At 71.3% G+C, this 17,184-nt stretch carries 19 protein-coding genes; 10 read left to right on the top strand and 9 right to left on the bottom strand.

Translation table 11 applies throughout. From position 1 onward, the window contains the following. Nucleotides 1-34 precede the first annotated feature (34 nt). On the top strand, nucleotides 35-502 hold the full coding sequence (locus WBA97_RS17360; RefSeq protein ID WP_424231873.1) for an ATP-binding protein: 468 nt from the start codon (nucleotides 35-37) through the stop codon (nucleotides 500-502). A 30-nt stretch (nucleotides 503-532) separates the two neighbouring features. Continuing rightward, nucleotides 533-928, top strand: a complete 396-nt coding sequence (locus WBA97_RS17355; protein WP_424231872.1) for an STAS domain-containing protein — start codon at nucleotides 533-535, stop codon at nucleotides 926-928. Here the strand turns inward: WBA97_RS17355 and WBA97_RS17350 are convergent. Next, nucleotides 834-1,544 (bottom strand): lysoplasmalogenase, encoded by a 711-nt coding sequence (locus WBA97_RS17350; protein WP_424231871.1) that lies wholly within the window; start codon nucleotides 1,542-1,544, stop codon nucleotides 834-836. The two genes, WBA97_RS17355 and WBA97_RS17350, sit on opposite strands and share 95 nt — an antisense overlap. Further along, nucleotides 1,541-2,401, bottom strand: coding sequence for a M23 family metallopeptidase (locus WBA97_RS17345; RefSeq protein WP_424231870.1), 861 nt, complete (start codon nucleotides 2,399-2,401; stop codon nucleotides 1,541-1,543). The genes WBA97_RS17350 and WBA97_RS17345 overlap by 4 nt, the downstream gene beginning before the upstream one ends. A 299-nt stretch (nucleotides 2,402-2,700) precedes the next feature. Here WBA97_RS17345 and WBA97_RS17340 point away from each other — a divergent pair, with 299 nt between their 5' ends. From WBA97_RS17340 to WBA97_RS17330, 3 genes are read left to right on the top strand one after another with little or no spacing between them, the layout of a single operon-like run. Beyond that, nucleotides 2,701-4,824 carry a nitrate- and nitrite sensing domain-containing protein gene (locus WBA97_RS17340; RefSeq protein WP_424231869.1) on the top strand — a complete coding sequence of 708 codons (2,124 nt, stop codon included), beginning with the start codon at nucleotides 2,701-2,703 and terminating at the stop codon, nucleotides 4,822-4,824. Beyond that, entirely contained in the window at nucleotides 4,821-5,261 is a 441-nt protein-coding gene (locus WBA97_RS17335; RefSeq protein WP_424231868.1) for a roadblock/LC7 domain-containing protein, read from the top strand. Before WBA97_RS17340 ends, WBA97_RS17335 begins: the two co-directional genes overlap by 4 nt. After that, a complete protein-coding gene (locus WBA97_RS17330; protein ID WP_424231867.1) occupies nucleotides 5,258-6,412 on the top strand; it encodes an ABC transporter substrate-binding protein in 1,155 nt (384 codons plus the stop codon). Before WBA97_RS17335 ends, WBA97_RS17330 begins: the two co-directional genes overlap by 4 nt. Before the next feature lie 402 nt (nucleotides 6,413-6,814). Here the strand turns inward: WBA97_RS17330 and WBA97_RS17325 are convergent, their stop codons facing one another. Further along, nucleotides 6,815-7,651: a helix-turn-helix domain-containing GNAT family N-acetyltransferase gene (locus WBA97_RS17325; protein ID WP_424231866.1), complete on the bottom strand. Its 837-nt coding sequence runs from the start codon at nucleotides 7,649-7,651 to the stop codon at nucleotides 6,815-6,817. A 117-nt stretch (nucleotides 7,652-7,768) separates the two neighbouring features. Here WBA97_RS17325 and WBA97_RS17320 point away from each other — a divergent pair, with 117 nt between their 5' ends. Continuing rightward, nucleotides 7,769-9,070, top strand: a complete 1,302-nt coding sequence (locus tag WBA97_RS17320; protein WP_424231865.1) for an FAD-dependent oxidoreductase — start codon at nucleotides 7,769-7,771, stop codon at nucleotides 9,068-9,070. 15 nt (nucleotides 9,071-9,085) lie between these two features. On the opposite strand, the gene WBA97_RS17315 is transcribed toward WBA97_RS17320, so the two are convergent. Next, nucleotides 9,086-9,499 carry an arsenate reductase ArsC gene (locus WBA97_RS17315; RefSeq protein WP_424231864.1) on the bottom strand — a complete coding sequence of 138 codons (414 nt, stop codon included), beginning with the start codon at nucleotides 9,497-9,499 and terminating at the stop codon, nucleotides 9,086-9,088. Continuing rightward, nucleotides 9,486-10,190, bottom strand: coding sequence for a helix-turn-helix domain-containing protein (locus WBA97_RS17310; RefSeq protein ID WP_424231863.1), 705 nt, complete (start codon nucleotides 10,188-10,190; stop codon nucleotides 9,486-9,488). The genes WBA97_RS17315 and WBA97_RS17310 overlap by 14 nt, the downstream gene beginning before the upstream one ends. Before the next feature lie 141 nt (nucleotides 10,191-10,331). Between WBA97_RS17310 and WBA97_RS17305 the strand changes: the two genes are divergently transcribed. Next, nucleotides 10,332-10,751, top strand: a complete 420-nt coding sequence (locus tag WBA97_RS17305; RefSeq protein ID WP_424231862.1) for a YciI family protein — start codon at nucleotides 10,332-10,334, stop codon at nucleotides 10,749-10,751. 12 nt (nucleotides 10,752-10,763) lie between these two features. Further along, nucleotides 10,764-12,038, top strand: a complete 1,275-nt coding sequence (locus WBA97_RS17300) for an RNA polymerase sigma factor (RefSeq protein ID WP_424231861.1) — start codon at nucleotides 10,764-10,766, stop codon at nucleotides 12,036-12,038. Nucleotides 12,039-12,053: 15 nt separating this feature from the next. Here the strand turns inward: WBA97_RS17300 and WBA97_RS17295 are convergent, their stop codons facing one another. Then, entirely contained in the window at nucleotides 12,054-13,019 is a 966-nt protein-coding gene (locus WBA97_RS17295) for a methyltransferase domain-containing protein (protein ID WP_424231860.1), read from the bottom strand. A gap of 105 nt (nucleotides 13,020-13,124) precedes the next feature. On the opposite strand from WBA97_RS17295, the gene WBA97_RS17290 reads away from it, so the two are divergent. Further along, nucleotides 13,125-13,820 carry an esterase/lipase family protein gene (locus WBA97_RS17290; protein ID WP_424231859.1) on the top strand — a complete coding sequence of 232 codons (696 nt, stop codon included), beginning with the start codon at nucleotides 13,125-13,127 and terminating at the stop codon, nucleotides 13,818-13,820. A gap of 190 nt (nucleotides 13,821-14,010) precedes the next feature. Here the strand turns inward: WBA97_RS17290 and WBA97_RS17285 are convergent, their stop codons facing one another. Then, nucleotides 14,011-14,826: an alpha/beta hydrolase gene (locus WBA97_RS17285; protein ID WP_424231858.1), complete on the bottom strand. Its 816-nt coding sequence runs from the start codon at nucleotides 14,824-14,826 to the stop codon at nucleotides 14,011-14,013. Between the two features lie 146 nt (nucleotides 14,827-14,972). On the opposite strand from WBA97_RS17285, the gene WBA97_RS17280 reads away from it, so the two are divergent. Further along, nucleotides 14,973-15,950 (top strand): helix-turn-helix domain-containing protein, encoded by a 978-nt coding sequence (locus WBA97_RS17280; protein ID WP_424231857.1) that lies wholly within the window; start codon nucleotides 14,973-14,975, stop codon nucleotides 15,948-15,950. Here the strand turns inward: WBA97_RS17280 and WBA97_RS17275 are convergent. Further along, nucleotides 15,911-16,186, bottom strand: coding sequence for a DUF2087 domain-containing protein (locus WBA97_RS17275; protein ID WP_424231856.1), 276 nt, complete (start codon nucleotides 16,184-16,186; stop codon nucleotides 15,911-15,913). The genes WBA97_RS17280 and WBA97_RS17275 overlap by 40 nt on opposite strands. Before the next feature lie 59 nt (nucleotides 16,187-16,245). After that, on the bottom strand, nucleotides 16,246-17,115 hold the full coding sequence (locus tag WBA97_RS17270) for a S1 family peptidase (protein WP_424231855.1): 870 nt from the start codon (nucleotides 17,113-17,115) through the stop codon (nucleotides 16,246-16,248). Nucleotides 17,116-17,184 lie beyond the last annotated feature (69 nt).

Genomic DNA, 17,184 nt, shown 5'->3' with positions numbered 1-17,184 from the left:
TCTCGGTCAACACAGCCGGTGAGGAGCGTGGACCATGTCGATCCAACCGCAGGACGTCGCGGACGGAGAATCCAGCATGGCCGGGGTCACCTGCGATCTGGCGACCACGCCGGTCAGCCGTGTCCGCCGCCTCGTCCGCTCGTTGCTCGGCGGCCATCGCGGCGTGCTGCTCGATGACGCCGTCCTCGTCGCGGACGAGCTGGTCAGCAACGCCATCCAGCACGGAGAAGGCCCGAGGAGCTGCCGGTTCACCCTGATCGACGACGGGTGGGGACTGCGCACGGAGGTCACGGACACGGGGCGCGGTGAGCCGCACCTCCGTACTCCCGACAACTCCGGCGGGCGCGGGCTGCTGCTCGTTGACCGGCTGGCGAACGTGTGGGGTGTGCGCTGGTTCCCGGGACACAAGACGGTGTGGGCCGAAGTGCTCATGGACGTCACGGAGCGCAAAAGACGTGCGCCGCACCTGTCCATCACGCGGACATGGCCACGCCCGAGCTGAGCACGCCACACGGAGGTACGGTCCAGAGCCGTGAACGACCAGCCACGCCCCGCGAAACCGACCTTCGACACGCGTCGGCTCGACGGCGCCGTGGTCGTCGAGGTGGCGGGCGAAGTGGACCTCGACAGCGCGTCGCGACTGCGGGAGACGATCGCCGTCGCCCTCGACGAGGCCGAGGGTGACAACTGCGTCGTCGACCTCACCGACGTGACCTATCTCGGCTCCGCTGGACTCACCGCGCTGCTCGAAGCCAGCCGCGATGCCGAGGCACGGCAGGAGCGGCTGCGCATCGTGGTGGACGGCAACCGCCCGGTGATCAGGGCCATCGAACTCACCGGCCTGGATCAGGTGCTGCACCTCTACCACTCGATCGACGAGGCCAACGGTGTGGACCGTCAGGCGCTGGACGACTCCTCGTCGAGCTGACCACACCGGCCACGATCAGCGCCTGACCCGCGAGATAGGTCGCCATCACCCAGAAACCCGGCACGGGCGGGGCGTACCAACCCGCGAACGCGTCCAGCGCGATGAGCCCGTCCGAGACGAAGAACACCGCGCCGCCCACGGCGGTCAGCGGGTGGACGCCGGTCGCCAGCGCGGCCATGAGCGTCAGGCACAACCCGTAGCAGACCACGGGAACCAGCAGGCCGCCCGCGCCAGGCGCGCACAGCGCCAGCAGCACCGCGAAAGCGAGCACGTAACCGGCGAGCGCGGGCCGTCGCAGCACCGAACGGTGCCGCGACGGCCAGAACGCCACCACGTAGGTGACCTGCGCGCAGAGGAACAACCCGACCATGGACAGGAACCGGGTGTCGCCGTCGAACAGCGCAGGCAGGCTGTCGCCGAGCCACGAGAAACCCAGTGCGAGCAACACGAAACGCACGAGCCGCGAACGTGGTGCCGCCGTCGCCGACCAGAGCAGGGCCGCGAGCGCGGGCATCACCAGCCACTGCGTGATCGTGGCCGCTGTGCCCGCGCCGACGAGCTGTGCGGCGAGGTGGGCGATGGCGAGTGCGGCGAACAGCAGCCGGAAGCCGTTCAACCGCAGTACTCGTAGGAACTCGTGTAGGACGTCGACCCGGCCGAGCCGCCCCACCGGACGCACTTCGCGGCCGCCGCCCTCGACACCGGGCCCGCGTAGTAGCTGAACTTGCCAGCGTCGGTGGCCTTCGTGCCGCCCTGCACCTGCAGGTGCGCCGAGACCGAGGACGCCTTGCCGAGTGAGGTCGACTTCAACGTCACCACGCAGTTGCGCTTGTTCCCGGAGTTGTACAGCAGGTACACCTTTCCTGCGGAGCCGAGCGCGTGCGAGTCGATCACCGCGTAACCGGAGCCGCACACCTCCTTGGCCGTGTACGGGTTGCCCCCACCGCCACCGCAGTTATTCCTGCTCGTGAAACCGGTGTGGCCGTTGTACGGCACGGCCTTGCCGTTCAGCACGGCCTTGCGCACGGCACCGTTGAGGATCTGCTCGTAGTGCAGGTGCGGTCCGCTGACCCCGCCGGTGGCGCCCGCCTTGCCGATCTGCTTACCCAGCGCGACCTTCTGTCCGACCGAGACCTGCTGGGCCGACAGGTGGGCGTAGCGCGTGCGGTAGCCGCCGCCGTGGTTGATCTCGATCCAGCGGCCGTAGCTGTCCGCGCCCTCGTTGTCCACCCTGGAAACGGTGCCGGCCGCGGACGCCAGCACCGGCATCCCGGTGATGCCGGACTTCTGGAAGTCGACGGAGTTGGCGGGCCGGTGGCCGCTGAAGGTCGCGGCGGTCACCGTGGTCCCACAGGTGAACGGGACCTGAAAACTTGGTGCCGCCGACGCGGTCGGCGCTGTGACCACCACCACGGCGACGGCGGGCACGGCCGCCGCGAGCAGCCCGATGGCCGTCCGTAAGCGCTGTCCCATGTGGATCCTCCCTGCGGGGTCGGGGTTTCCGAACTGTGACAACAAGTGGGCAACATGTCACACGCGCACTGATCACACTGTCAAGCGGATCGGGCCACCTCGCCCAGCACCTTCCCCCATTCAGCCCAGCTGTCGATGGCTCCGGGCACCGGACCGTCCACTCCGCACTGATCAACAACGTTGTTACCATTCACCCGAAAGAGTTGCGTACTACCCCGCTGACGGGTAGAAATCCCACCACTCCATAACCCTGCCGATCTCGCCTAACCCGCACCCGGCCGCGACCGAGGGGAGCACCGTTGAACCTCGCCCGGAAGCTGGCGCTCCTGGTCGCGGTCCCGCTGGTCGCCGTGGTCGGCTTCGCCACGCTGGCACTCGTCACCAGCTTCGGGCAGGCGGTGGAGAGCGGCAGGCTCGCCGACGAGGTGTCGCTCGCCAGGACCGCGGGCGTGCTCACGCGTGACCTCCACCGGGAACGGCTCGCCTCGCTCGCGATGCTGCAGAACCCGCCGACCGACGAGCAGCGCACCGCGTTCCGGCGCCTGGCGGGCAGGACCGACGCGCACGCCGCCGAGTACCGCGCTCAGCGGGCCGCGCTGAGCGCCGTGCCGGACCACTTCGTCGACGTGCTCGAGCGGATCGACACCGCCCTTGGCGACCTGCCCGCACTGCGCGAACAGGTCCTCTCCGGAGAGCGGGCCAACCTCTCCGCCATCACCTTCCGGTACCGGATCACCGCGGCCGACCTCGCGACGCTCCGCGAGCAGGTGTCGGCGGGCGCACCCGCCGAACTGACCGGCGACCTGCGGGCCGCGGCCCAGCTCTCGCACATCACCGAGTACATCGGACTCCAGCAGATCGCGGTGCTACGCGCCGCGGCGGACCCGTACCTCTCCCCCGCCATGAGCGACGAGGTGAGCGCCGCAAGGGCCGGGGCCGTCGACGCCGCCTACACCTTCAGCCAGGGCGCGCCCGCCGACTGGCTCGGCTGGTACGACCGGGCGCGGATCGGCGAGGAGGCCAGGGCGGTCCAGGTCATGGACGACGGCGTCGCCCGCACCCAGCCCGGCCAGAAGGTCGTGCTCGACGCGCCGGCGTGGACCTCCGCCATGAACGCGCACCTCGACCAGCTCGGCGCGGTCGAGCAGCGGGTGGACGACGCGGTGGTCGCGTCGGTCGAGGAATACCGGGACAGCCAGCTGCTACGCACCGTGATCCAGGCGTGCGCCGTGGTCGCCACGCTCGCCGCGGCCATCGTGGTCGCGATCTGGCTCGGCGCGCCGATGATCCGCGGCCTCCGGCAGCTGCGCGGCGCCGCGCACACCGCGGCGTACGAGAGCCTGCCCGCCGCGGTCTTCGCGCTGCGCGGGCGCAACGCGCTCGGGAAGGCGACGCCCAAGGAGTACGCCGACGCGACCAACGACGCGGTGGTGGTCCGAGGCACCGACGAGATCGCCCAGGTCGGCACGGCGTTCAACGAGCTGAACCACTCCGCGGTCCACCTCGCGGCGCAGCAGGCCGCGATGCGCGACCAGATGGACTCGATGTTCGTCGCCCTCGCGCGGCGGGCGGAGCGGCTGACCTCGGCCCTGATCGCGCAGGTCGACCTGACCGAGCGCGGCGAGCAGGACCCCGACCGGCTCGCGGCACTGTTCACCCTGGACCACCTCGCGACCAGGATGCGCCGCACCAACAACAGCCTGCTCATCCTCGGTGGCGAGGGCTCGGCTCGCGTGCGCAAGGAGCCGATGAGCTGCCACGACCTGCTCAACGCCGCGGTCTCGCAGATCGCGCGGTACCAGCAGGTCGACCTCCACAGCGAGGTGGACCTGCAGGACCTCGACCGGGTGATCGCCGCGGAGATGACCGACCACCTCGCGCACCTGTTCGCCGAGCTGATCGACAACGCCACCGCGTTCTCGGCGCCGAGCGCCCGGGTGACCGTGGTCGCGGCGCCCTCCGGTGACGGCGCGGTCGTCACCGTGACCGACAAGGGGCTCGGACTGACCCCGGAGGCGCTCGCCGCGGCACGGGCCCGGCTGGCCGATCCCGACCGGGACGTCGGCGCGGTGCGCGCGATGGGCCTTGCCGTCGTCGGCCGCATCGCGTCCTGGTACGGCATCGGCATCGAGATCCGGTCGGCGCCCAAGCAGGGCACCGTGGTCAAGGTCGGCCTGCCCCCGAGGGTGTTCACCCGCCGCGCGGACTTCGACTGGTTCCACGGCCAAGCCAAGGCGGCCGCACCAAGCACGATCGTGACCACGCAGACCCGAGCGGCGCAGGCACCCTCCGCCGGTGCCGACCAACGGGACTCGGCGAAGATATCTGGTGTCATGACCGCGTTCGCGAGGGGCATCGGCGCCCACCGCACTGCGAACGGCAAACCGGACCAGCCGACCCCAGATCTCGTGGAGAAGAGTTGACCAGGGAACTGTCCAACATCGACTGGCTGCTGAACGACTTCGCCGAGCGGGTCACAGGGGTCACCCACGCCGTGGGAGTGTCGGCCGACGGCCTGCTGGTCGCCTCGACCCGCTCACTGGTCGGTGGTGGCGCCGAACAGCTCGCGGCGATCGCGTCCGGCCTGGTCAGCCTGCTCTCCGGGGCGTCCCGGCTGCTGTCGGCGCAGCCGGTGGCCAGCAACCTCACGGAGATGAACGGCGCGTTCATGTTCTCCATGGCGGTGAGCGACGGCGCGTCGCTGCTGGTGGTCGCGGACCACACGTGCGACATCGGCCAGGTGTCGTTCGAGATGGCGGAGCTGATCAACAAGGTGGGTCCTGCGCTGACCCCGGCGGCCCGCGCCCGCAACATCAACCGTGCGCCCTCGGCGCCCCCGGTCGAGGAGACCACCCCGTGAGGCGCGTCGTCGCCGCGTGCGCCGCGTTGGCGCTGCTGGCGACCGGGTGCACGAGCGAGGAAGGCCCCGCCGAGATCCGCATCGGCCTGCTCACCGCGCTGACCGGCACCCAGCAGGCGCCGGGCTCCGACATCCGGCAGGGGTTCCTGCTCTACCTCGAGACCCACGACTACACGCTCGGCGGCCGCAAGGTCGAGCTGTTCACGGCCGACGAGGGCGAGAACGCGGAGTCGTCGGCGCCCGCGGCGGAGAAGCTGGTCCAACGCGACAACGTCGACGTGCTGGCGGGCACGATCTCCAGCGGCGCGTCCGGCGGGGTCGCGGCGGTCGCGACCCGCGAGAAGATCCCGTTCGTCGGCGCGAACGGCCGCCCGAAGATCGAGGACCCGACCTGGGTGTGGCACACCAGCTTCCTCACCGAGGACTTCGGCGCGTCGCTCGGCCGGTACATGGCGGAGGAGATCGACGGCCCGGTGTACGTGATGGGCCAGGACTTCGTCGGCGCGTACGAGGGCGTGCGTGGTTTCCTGCGTGCCTTCCGCGAGGCGGGTGGCGTGCTGGCCAACCCGGGCGGCGAGCCGACGCTCACGCCGATGTCCACACTGGGCTACCGGCAGTACCTGGACGGCATCCCGGAGACCGGCGCGAAGGCCGTGTACGGGTTCTACGTCGCCAAGCAGGGCGTCGACTTCCTGAAGCAGTACCCGACGTCGGGCGCGGCCGGGCTGCCGCTGTACGGCAGCGGCGCGACCGAGGGCACGAAGGCGCTGCCCGCGATCGGCGAGGCCGCGATCGGGGTGCGGTCGGCGTTCCACTACGCGCCGAACCTGGACAACCCGGCGAACCGCGCGTTCGTGGCCGCCTGGGACGCGAAGTACCCCGGCGTCGTGCCGTCCGGCCTCGCGGTGTCCGCCTACGACGCCGGCGCCGTGCTCGACCGCGCCATCGCCGCCGCTGGCGACGACGCCGGGCCCTCGGAGATCAACAAGGCGATCGCAGGGCTCGGCAAGATCGACAGCCCGCGCGGTGAGTGGGAGTTCGGCCCGAAGACCCACACACCGGTCCAGAAGTGGTACCTGCGCGAGGTCCGCCGCGACGGCCGGTCCCTCTCCAACGCGGTAATCCAGGACCTGGTCACACTGGGCAGCTAGCGCGGCCACCTCACCGAGCTAGGGCCAGTCCATGGATCTTTGTGCGAGGATCCGAGCCTGCCCAACAGTGACCTCAGGGGAACGTGACGGCAACCAGCCACCAACCACCCACGGTCCGCAGAAGCGCTGGGTCGAGACCAACACCCAAAATTTCCGGGGAGGCGGACTAGGGACGGCCACCAGCCACCAACCACCTGCGGTCCGCAGATGCGCTGTGTCGGGACCAGCACCTAAAAATTCCGGGGAGGCGGACTAGGGACGGCCACCAGCCACCAACCGTCTGCGGTCCGCAGATGCGCTGTGTCGGGACCAGCACCTAAAAATTCCGGGGAGGCGGACTAGGGACGGCCACCAGCCACCAACCGCCTGCGGTCCGCAGATGCGCTGGGTCGAGACCAACACTTAAAAATTCCGGGGAGGCGGACTTGCGCGGCGTTCCAGGAAGACCGTGTCGTGCCAGGTGCCGTCGCGTTGGGCGATGCGTTCGCGGATGCCGACCGTGCGGTAGCCCGCCGCGTGGTGCAACGCGATGCTGGCACGGTTCTCGGTGAAGATCGCGGTCTGCAGGGTCCACAGACCGGCCTCGTCCGCGGCCATGACCTGTTTTCGGACGAGTGCCTTGCCGATCCCCCGCCCCCGGTGCCCGTCCGCCACGTAGACCGAGCTTTCCGCGACCCCCGAATAGCAGTCCCGGGTGGACGCGGGCGTAAGCGCGGTCCAGCCGACGACGTCCCCGTCGAGTTCGGCGACCCACCGGTGCCCACGCAGCCACTTCGCGTCCAGCGACGCGCGGCTGGGCACCGAGGTCTCGAACGTCGCGATGCCGGTCGCGATGCCCTCGCCGTGGATGCGGCGCACGGCCGCCCAGTCACCGGTCTCGAGCGGGCGGACGGTCACCTCCGCCGGCACGTCGGCCGGGCAGCACGGGCGGGGTGCGAGCAGCCCCATCACCGCGTCGGCGGCGTGCGGCAGGCCGACGCAGCACGCCTGGTTCACCGTCACCCTGGTGCTCGTGCCTTCCTTGTGCAGCAACAGGAAGCCGACGTCGGCCAGCTTGCGGACGTGGTGGGAGCAGGTCGACTGGCTGATGCCGAGCACCTCGGTCAGCGCGCCGACCGTGATGCCGCCAGGCGTCGTGGCGACGGTGTGCAGCAGCCGGACCCTGGTCGGTTCGGCGAGGCTCGCGAACCACTCGGCGTAGGTCGCGGCCTCCTGGTCGGTCAGCACGGCGGCGGTCATGCCGCCGATTATCGATGTGGATCGATGACACGTCAAACCATCGCCGTTGCTTTCATCGATACCGGTCGATACTGTCGACGCAATCAATCGAACAGTGTCGATGAATGGAGTGCGGCGATGGCGGAGCTTCCCATGGTGGTGGTCGGTGCGGGCCCGGTGGGCCTGGCGGCAGCGGCCGAGCTGGCCGAACGCGGCCTGGCGCCGCTGGTGCTGGAGCGAGCGGACCGGGCGGGTGCCGCCGTCGCGCAGTGGCATCACGTCCGGTTGTTCTCGCCGTGGTCGGAGCTGGTCGGTCCCGCCGCCGCGCGCCTGTTGTCGGCCACGGGCTGGCGGCGGCCCGCCGACGCGGAGTACCCGACGGGCGAGGAATGGGCGGCCCGCTACCTGCGGCCACTGGCCGACGCGCTCGGTGACCGGGTCCGATTCGGCGCGGAGGTCGTCGGCGTCGCCCGCCGGGGCCGGGAGGTCGACGCGGGTCGCGACACCGAACCGCTGACCGTGCACGTCCGGGCTGCCGACGGCACCGAGACCCGGATCACGGCCCGCGCGGTGGTCGACGCGTCCGGCACCTGGGGCAGCCCGAACCCGCTTGGCGGCGACGGCCTGCCCGCGCTCGGTGAGCGCGCGGCGGCGGACCGCATCTCCTACCGCGTGCCGGACCTCACCGACGACGCCGTCCGGGCCCGGTACACCGGAGCGCACGTGGTGATCGCGGGTAGCGGGCACTCGGCGCTGACCGCGCTCGTCGCGTTCGCCGGACTGGCGCCATCGACCCGGATCACCTGGTTGTTGCGGCGCGGCGGCGTCGGGTCCGCCTTCGGTGGCGGCGACGCGGACCAGCTGCCCGCGCGTGGCGCGCTCGGCCTGCGCGCGAAGGCCGAGGTCGAGGCCGGGCGGGTCGCGGTGGTGACCGGGTTCCGCACGGAACGGGTCGACGGGCGGGACCTGTTGTCCGACAACGGGCAGCGCGTGTCCGGCGTGGACGAGGTGGTCGTGCTGACCGGGTTCCGGCCGGACCTGTCGTGGCTCTCGGAGCTACGCCTGGCGCTGGACCCGACGCTGCAGGCGCCGGTCGCACTCGCCCCGCTGATCGACCCGAACGTGCACTCCTGCGGCACCGTCCACCCGCACGGCGTCAAGGAGCTCGCCCACCCCGAGCCGGACGTCTACCTCGCCGGGATGAAGAGCTACGGCCGCGCGCCGACCTTCCTCGCGATGACCGGCTACGAGCAGGTCCGCTCCATCGCCGCCGCCATCGCCGGGGACCGCGAGGCCGCCGAACGCGTCGAACTGGTCCTGCCCGAGACCGGGGTCTGCGGCGGCGCCGGCGTGTTCGACGATGCCGGGACCGGTGCCGGCGGCTGCTGCGCGCCGGGGGAACCGGAGCTGCTCACCCTGGCGTCGCCGAAGAAGCGGTGACGGAACACGTTGCCGTCAGCACACGCCGAGCTCGGCGAGCAGGTCGCGAACCCGGCGCTCGATCTCGTCCCGCACGGGCCGGACGTCCGCGACGCTCTTGCCCGCCGGGTCGTCGAGCGCCCAGTCGAGGTAGCGCTTGCCGGGGAACACCGGGCACGTGTCGCCACAGCCCATGGTGACCACCACGTCGGCGGCGCGGACCATCCCGTCGGTCCACGGCTTGGGGAACTCGCCGGTGATGTCGATGCCGCGCTCGGCCATCGCGGCGACCGAGGACGGGTTGACCTCGTGGCCGGGCTCGGAGCCGCCGGACCAGGCGACGGCACGGTCACCGGCCAGGTGCCGGAAGAAGCCGAGCGCCATCTGGCTGCGGCCCGCGTTGTGCACGCACAGGAACAGTACGGCCGGTTTCTCGTCACGGTCGGACATCGGGTGCTCCTGGTTCGGGGTCGACGACCGGCGCCAGCCTGCCGACCCGGTCGGCGAGGTCGCGCAGCGCGTGGTCGAACGCCGCACGGGTGCCCGCACGGACCGGGTCGGGCACCGACCAGTGCAGCCGTTCGGGAGCCCGCTCACCGAGGTGCTCGTGCGCGGTGTCGCACACGGCGACCACCAGGTCGGTGGGCGCCAGCACGTCGCTGACGTGCGCGGTGCGGGCGTGGGACAGCGACAGACCGTGCTCCCGCGCGGCGGCGACCGCCATGGGGTGCACGTCCTCGACGGGCTCGGTGCCCGCGGACGTGGCTGGGACGTCGCTGCCGCGCTGCCACAACGCCGTGGCCAGCTGGGACCGCGCCGAGTTGTGCGTGCAGACGAACACCACCCTCGGCGCGCGCACCGCGCCCGCCGGTCCGGCTCCGGTCAGCACGGCAGGCCGCAGCCGCAGGTAGGTGCGCCGGTGGTCGCCCTCCGACCGGGACCGCTCGACCACCCCCGCCTTGGCCAGCAGCTTCACGTGGTGCGCGAGCAGGTTCGTCGCGAGCCCCAGCGCCCGCCCGAGCTCCCCCGGCGACGCGTCACCGAGCGAGAGCCGGTCGACGATGGCCAGCCGCGCGGGCTCGCCGAGCGCCGCGTACACCCGCGCTCGCGCCACCAACGACGAAGACCACTCAATCTTCATTGAGTCAATTTTCATTGAGTCAATGGCCGCTGTCAAATACTCGCGAAAGGAGTTCCCGCGCGTGTCGATCCCGTGCCTTCGCCGTTCGACCAAGGGGTGAGAGGGTCCGAGACGGACCCGGACGAGCAGGGAGACGGAACGATGAAGTACATGCTGATCATGCGGGCGACCGACGAGGCCTTCGCGAAGATGGGCGACATCGACTTCGACGAGATGCTCGCGACCGTCGGCAGGTTCAACCAGGAGATGATCCGGGCGGGCGTGCTGGTCGCGGCCGAGGGTCTGGACGACGCCAACGACGGCGTGGTCGTCGACTACTCGTCCGAGGTGCCCGTGGTCACCGACGGGCCCTACGGTGAGACCAAGGAGCTGTTCGGCGGGTTCTACATCCTGAACGTGGCCTCGAAGGAAGAGGCCGTCGAGTGGGCCAAGCGGACGCCGATCAGCGGGCCCGGCTTCAAGACCGAGATCCGCCGCGTGACCGAGATCGACGAGTTCCCGCAGGACAACGAGTGGATCCGGCAAGAGCGGGCGTGGCGCGAGTCCACCGGCCAGCTTTGAGGGGAAGCACCAGTGGCCGATCCCACGGGCCGTAAGGCTGTCGCCGCCGTCTGGCGGATCGAGTCCGCGCGGATCGTCGGTGCGCTCGCGCGCTACACCGGCGACTTCGCCCTGGCCGAGGACCTCGCCCAGGAAGCACTGGCGCAGGCGCTCGTGACCTGGCCGCGTGACGGGGTGCCCCGCAATCCCGCTGGGTGGTTGCTGACCGTCGGCAGGCGGCGCGCGATCGACGCGTTCCGCAGGCGCTCCGCCCTCGACGAGAGGTACGCCGCGCTCGCCCGCGACCTTGGCGAGGGCGGCGCCTTCTCGGGGAACGCACCGGCACAGGACGACGACGCGCCGTGGGACCCCGACCAGATCGACGACGACGTGCTCGCGCTGATGTTCATCTCCTGTCACCCCGTCCTGTCGCGGGAGGCACGGGTGGCACTCACCCTGCGGGTGGTCGGCGGTCTGACGAGCGATGAGATCGCCAAGGCGTTCCTCGTCCCGACCGCCACCGTGCAGGCCCGCATCACGCGCGCGAAGAAGACCCTCGGCGCGGCCCGTGTGCCGTTCGCGCTGCCGGTGGGACAGGAGCGGGCCGAACGGCTCGGCTCGGTGCTCAGCGCGATCTACGTGATCTTCACCGAGGGGTCGTCGGCCAGCTCCGGCGGCGACCTGATCAGGTTCGACCTCGCGGGCGAGGCGACACGCCTCGCCCGCGTGCTGGCCAGGCTGGTGCCGGACGAGCCCGAGGTCCACGGTCTGCTGGCGCTGCTCGAACTGACCGCGGCGCGCTTCCCCGCCCGCACCGGCCCCGGCGGTGAGCCGGTGCTGCTGGAACACCAGAACCGGCGCCGCTGGGACCGGGCCGCGATCCGCAGGGGCCGCGCCGCGCTGGCCCGCGCGGAGAAGGCGGGCCGCGGCCTCGGCGCCTACGGCCTGCAGGCGGCGATCGCCGAATGCCACGCCGTCGCGCCCTCGGTCGAGGAGACGAACTGGGAACGCGTCGTGCTCCTCTACGAGGCACTGGGCAGGCTCGCGCCGTCCCCGGTGGTCGACCTCAACCGGGCGGTGGCGATCTCCATGGCCAAGGGCCCTGCCGCGGCACTGGAGGTCGTCGACGAGCTGGTGGCGCAGGACGCGCTCGCGAACTCGCACCTGCTGCCGACCGTGCGCGGGGAACTGCTCACCCGCATGGGACGCACCGGCGAGGCACGCACCGAGTTCGAGGCCGCCATTCGCTTCTGCGGCAACGAACGCGAACGAGCGGTGCTGGCGGGCAAGCTCGCCGACCTTGGCTGACCACCGGCACGGTGTTCACGCGGTCTGGTCGAGCCACGCCGTGGTCGCGCCTTCCGCGGCTGTGGTGCCTGCCACCGGGAACCCGAGGTCGCGCAGGTGTTCCGCCGCCGAGCGGTCGCTGCCGCCTCTGCTCTGGTAGTGACTGACCAGCAGGCGGCCGCCCGGTTCGACGAGTGTCAGCAGGTGCCGGATCAGGTCCGTGCGGCGGTGTCGTGGCACCGCGTCCAGCAGCACGTGCACGAACGTGAAGCGGCGGCCGTCCGCCGGCGTGTAGTCGATGGCGTTGCCGACCTCGATGCGGTCCGCCCACTCCGGCAGCCGCCGGCGGGCCAGGTCGACCAGGCCGGGTGCGAGGTCCACCCCGTACGGCTCGAGCACCAGGTCCCGTTCCCCGGCCCACTTCCGCACCGACTCCATGAGCAAACCGTTGGCGCACCCCATATCCAGGAACGTGCCCGGCCGGTGCACGCCGTCGAGGATCATCCCGCGCCTTGCCCGCCAGCCGGCCGCGTCGCCACCGAAGCCGGAGCCCGCCTGTGGGGTGGTGCCGCGCAGGTACGCCGGTTCCAGCACCCGGACGTTGTCCGCGTAGTAGCTCGCGTCGGTCTGGGTGCGGAACGAGTGCGCCGCGTCCCGGACCACCTCGGCGGTCGCGGGGTCCAGCCGGTCCGCGAGTTCCTCCGCGGTCGCGACCACCGCGTCGGGATGCCCGTCGGCCCGGTAGCGGTCGCCGTCCAGCCACAGGTAGACGTGGTCGCCGTCGGCGGCGAACGGATGCACGCGCTGGAACCGGAAACCCACTGTGTCCATGGGGATCCGCGCGCTGGTGTCGAGCAGGTAGTACTCACCCGGCCGTACCTCGCCCGTCGGCAGCGCGGGTCCCGGCGCGACCATGCACCGGCCGTCCGGCAGGAACGGCACGAAGGTCAGCCCTCGCACGGTTTCGGGGTCCGGGTCGCCGTCGATTCGTTGATATGCCATGAGTCCAGCTTGCCGGATGGACCGGCGGTTTCACCGATGCCGCACCGGTGACCGGCCGGACACCATGCGAGATGGCCCGGTTTTCCTGCCACAGAGGAGAAGTCCATGTCTCGTCGGAACTGGCGCACGATCATGCGACGGAGTGCGGTGCCGATCACGTTGGCCGCGGTGGCGGCTCTGCTCAGCCCGGCCCCGGCCACCGCGGAACCCGATGGCCGGGAACCGATCGTGTTCGTACACGGCCTGTTCGGCTCGACGGCCAACTTCGACACGATGTCGCTGCGGTTCCGGCTCAACGGCTACGCCAGGAGCGAGCTGGTCGCGTTCGGGTACGACTCGACGGGATCGCTCGTCACCGCCGCGAACCAGTTCGCCGCGACGGTCGACCGGGTACTGGCGGAGACGGGCGCCGCGAAGGTCGACGTCGTCACCCACTCGCTCGGCGGACTGCCGTCGCGGTGGTACGTGAAGTTCCTCGGTGGCACGGAAACCGTGGACGACTGGATCTCGCTCGGCGGACCGAACCAGGGCGGCGAGCCTGGCACCTGCCCCGCGCCCGGCACGGTCGCCTGTGAGCAGGCCACGAAGGGCTCTGCGTTCGTCACCGAGCTCAACGGCGGCGACCCGACCCCTGGCGCGGTGTCGTACACGACGTTCTCGTCACGCTGCGACACGGTGGTCGACAACGAGTGGACGGTCCTGGACGGCGCGAACAACGCCGACGTCGGCTGCGTCAGCCACACCAACCTGGTGTCCGACCGAACCGTGTTCGACCGAGTCCGCCAGACAGTAACCGGGTAAACCCGCCACTGCGGGACTTCCTGCACGGGGTCCAGGGCCTGCCCCATAGATCTTTGCGCGAGGGTCCGGGCCTGACCAACAGTGACCTCAGGGGAACGTGACGGCACCCAGCCACCAACCACCCACGGTCCGAGGATGCGCTGGGTCGAGACCAACACTGAGAAATTCCGGGGAGGCGGACCAGCGTCCTTCACGCGCCGCTGGTCTCGGGAGCGGGCCAGCCTGCGTGCTCGACGGCCCACGTCAGCACGTGGTCGGCGATCTCCTCCCAGCCCTCCTGCGCGGGCAGCAGGTGCGCCTTGCCCTCGTACTCGACGACCTCGGTCACGGTGGCCGACTTGTAGTGCTTGGCGTTGGACCGCTGCACCTTCGGCGGCATGATGTGGTCCTCGCTGCCGGACACGAACAGCAGCGGCGCCCGCCTGTCGTTGTGGTAGTCGACGTGGATGTCCTGCGGGCCGGGCTGGATGTTGGCGAGCACGCCGTTCCACAGGATCCGCCCGGACGCGGGGATGTGGTAGCGCTCGTACAGCGCGAGCGACTCCTCCTCGGTGAACGTGTTGGTGAACGCGTAGTGCCACTGCTCCGCGGTGAGCCCGACCGCCTTGTGCCGGTTGGCGGGGTTCCTCAGCACCGGGAACGTCGAGCGAACCTGCGAGAGCGGGGTGACGAGCACCCCTTCGGTCGGTGCGGAGTTCAGCACCACGCCCGCAGCGCCGTACCCGTGGTCGAGCAGGACCTGCGTGAACGCGCCGCCCGCGGAGTGGCCGATGATGACCGGCGGCTCGTCCAGCGCGGCGACCACCGACTCGAGATGCTCGATGACCTGGGCCGCGGTCACCTGCTCGATCGGCGTCGGATCCGCGTTGAGCGCCTCGACCTCCACCTCGAACCCGGGGTAGGAGGGCGCGATGACCTGGTAGCCGGCCCGCTCGTAGCGTTCGATCCAGTGCTCCCAGCTACGCGGGGTCACCCAGAAGCCATGGATGAGGACGATCGTTTTCATGTGGGTTCCCTGGGGGGCTGAAGAGGCATTTCGCCTCTGGTGGGGCCTGTCGGCGTGCTGTGAGCCTAGGCAGATCCGAACCTGCCGGATCGGCTCACGACGCCGTACCGTCGGCCTGCGACGCCATGGACCGGCGGAGGAACACGATGGCTGTCCTACTCGACACCGCCTACCTGCCCGCGCGGGAGCGCCGCGACGTGCTGGTCACCACGCTGCGGGAGGTGTCCGGCGCCTCGCGGGTGGCGCTGGACGACGACGCGCCGGTGCGGGCCCGGCTGGACCTGTGGTCGTTCGGCGCCGCGGCGATCTTCCGGGCGGAGTCCAACGGGGTGACGATGACCCGCACCACGAAGGCCGCGCGGGCGGCCGACGCCGAGCACATCGCCATCGGCGTGCACGAGTCCGGCGTGGCGGGGCACCGCGTCGGCGACGCGGCACGGGTCCTCCCACCCGGTGAGGCGCTGGTCGTGGACGTCACCCGGCCGTTCGACTACGGGTGGCGCGGCCACGGTGCCGCACGGTCACTCAACGTGCCGGTAGCACACCTCGGGCTGCCCGCCGACCTGGTGCGGCGCGCGAGCACCCGGCTCGACGCCAGCCCGTTGTACGGGCTCGTCTGCCGCCACATCGTCGACCTCGCGAGGAACGCCGAGACGCTCTGCGAGAGCCCGATGGCGCACGTGCTCGGCGCCGCGAGCATCGAACTGGCCCGCGCGCTCATCGGCACCGCCGTCGACGACGGAGCCGGACGCGACCTCGTCGAGCAGACGCTGGTCACCCAGGTGCGTGCGTACGTGCGCCAGCACCTGCGCGAACCGGACCTGTCCCCCACCTCGATCGCGATCGCACTCGCCATCTCGCCCCGGCACCTGTACCGCGTGTGCGCCGCCGCCGGGCTGCGGCTGGAGCAGTGGATCATCGATCTGCGGCTCGAGCACGCCAAGGCCGAGCTGGCGAGCCAGGATGCCGCGCGCCGCTCGATCGCCACGGTCGCCAGGCAGTGGGGCTTCACGGACCCGACCCACTTCACCCGCCGGTTCCGCGCCGCCTACGGAATGCTGCCCAGCGAGTGGCGGCGGGGATCTCAGCCGAGCACGTCCACCCAGCCGCCCGAGCGCCGGTAGGACCCGTCCTCGCGGCTCCGCATGCCCTCGTCGACGAGGTGGCGGCGCAGTGTCACGTGGTCGGTCCCGCCGCCCGCGCACCACGCGCGGAGCACGACGCCGACCTCCTTCTCCGGCCACCGGCGGCCCGGCTCGAACGACAGCACCACGTGCGCCGGCACGACCCGCCGCCGCGACTGCCGGGCGGGCAGGCGCACCAGCCGCCCGTCGGACACGAAACCACGCAAACCGTCCACGCCGGCACGATGGCCGCGGGCGGGCAGGCACGCAACCGATATCCGGTTCCCGGCGACGCTCACCGTGACGTGCCGCCGGTCTGCTCGTGGATCCAGGCGGCCACCACGTCGACGCGCGCGACGATCTCCAGCCCGGGCTGCGGGCACGGCGGCCCGGTGTTCACGACCGCCACCAGCGTGCCGGTGCGGTCATCGGTGGAGACGAAGAACGGGGCACCCGAGTCCTCAGGACACGGGGTGTTCTCCACCGTGCGCTCCCCAACCGACGCGGTCTCGAGCGTGCTCTGCCCGATGCTCGCGACCGTGAACCGCCCGCGTTTGAGGAAGGTGGACGGTCCGGGGACGGTGGCGGACAGGGAGCCCCAGCCCGCGAACCGCAGCGGCGCCCCGACCGAGGGCGGTGCCGAGGCCACGGTCAGGGGCTCGACGCCGGTGACCGGAGCGCTGAGCTTCACCACCGCCAGGTCGTTGACCGGCGACTGCCGCACGTCCACGACCTTCGCGACGTGTCCGCCTGGGTCGGTGTCCTTCAGCTTCCCGATCGTCACCGTCATCGTGTACCGGGGCGGCCCGCCGATCCGCCTGTCGTTCAGGTCGTGGAAGCAGTGCCCGGCCGTGGCGACCCACTCCGGCGCGATCAGCGCGCCGCTGCAGGCGCCGCTGCGTACCCCGCCACCGGCCACGGGGATGTCCTGCGAGGTCAGCTTCGCGTTGAAGGGCAGGACCGGGGGTGGCGCGGGTGGCGGCGTGTTCGTGGCCTGCGCGGCGCCGGACGACGCGGGCACGCCGACGGTCGTGGCCGCCCGGCCGGGGTCCGGCACCCCGGACGCACGCGGCTCACCAGCACCGACGTAGGCGAAAGCGACCCCGGCACCCATGACGACACCGACGGCCAGGGCAGTCAGCCGTCCTCGCGATCTCGTGCTCACACAGAGGATCACGGATGGGAGGCCAAGTTGGTTGCGAATCTGCACAGTTCGGTCACGAAAAAGTGTCAC

The sequence above is a fragment of the Actinophytocola sp. genome (assembly GCF_049647105.1).
Classification (GTDB): Bacteria; Actinomycetota; Actinomycetes; order Mycobacteriales; family Pseudonocardiaceae; genus Actinophytocola.
This window is presented reverse-complemented; position numbering and strand designations above follow the sequence as displayed.

Coding starts and splice junctions, on each gene's coding strand:
- WBA97_RS17325 (WP_424231866.1), bottom strand. CDS start 7,651: ATGACCGCCGCCGTGCTGACCGACCAGGAGGCCGCGACCTACGCCGAG.
- WBA97_RS17280 (WP_424231857.1), top strand. CDS start 14,973: ATGGCTGTCCTACTCGACACCGCCTACCTGCCCGCGCGGGAGCGCCGC.
- WBA97_RS17295 (WP_424231860.1), bottom strand. CDS start 13,019: ATGGCATATCAACGAATCGACGGCGACCCGGACCCCGAAACCGTGCGA.
- WBA97_RS17345 (WP_424231870.1), bottom strand. CDS start 2,401: ATGGGACAGCGCTTACGGACGGCCATCGGGCTGCTCGCGGCGGCCGTG.
- WBA97_RS17285 (WP_424231858.1), bottom strand. CDS start 14,826: ATGAAAACGATCGTCCTCATCCATGGCTTCTGGGTGACCCCGCGTAGC.
- WBA97_RS17360 (WP_424231873.1), top strand. CDS start 35: ATGTCGATCCAACCGCAGGACGTCGCGGACGGAGAATCCAGCATGGCC.
- WBA97_RS17320 (WP_424231865.1), top strand. CDS start 7,769: ATGGCGGAGCTTCCCATGGTGGTGGTCGGTGCGGGCCCGGTGGGCCTG.
- WBA97_RS17305 (WP_424231862.1), top strand. CDS start 10,332: ATGAAGTACATGCTGATCATGCGGGCGACCGACGAGGCCTTCGCGAAG.
- WBA97_RS17290 (WP_424231859.1), top strand. CDS start 13,125: ATGTCTCGTCGGAACTGGCGCACGATCATGCGACGGAGTGCGGTGCCG.
- WBA97_RS17310 (WP_424231863.1), bottom strand. CDS start 10,190: ATGAAGATTGAGTGGTCTTCGTCGTTGGTGGCGCGAGCGCGGGTGTAC.
- WBA97_RS17315 (WP_424231864.1), bottom strand. CDS start 9,499: ATGTCCGACCGTGACGAGAAACCGGCCGTACTGTTCCTGTGCGTGCAC.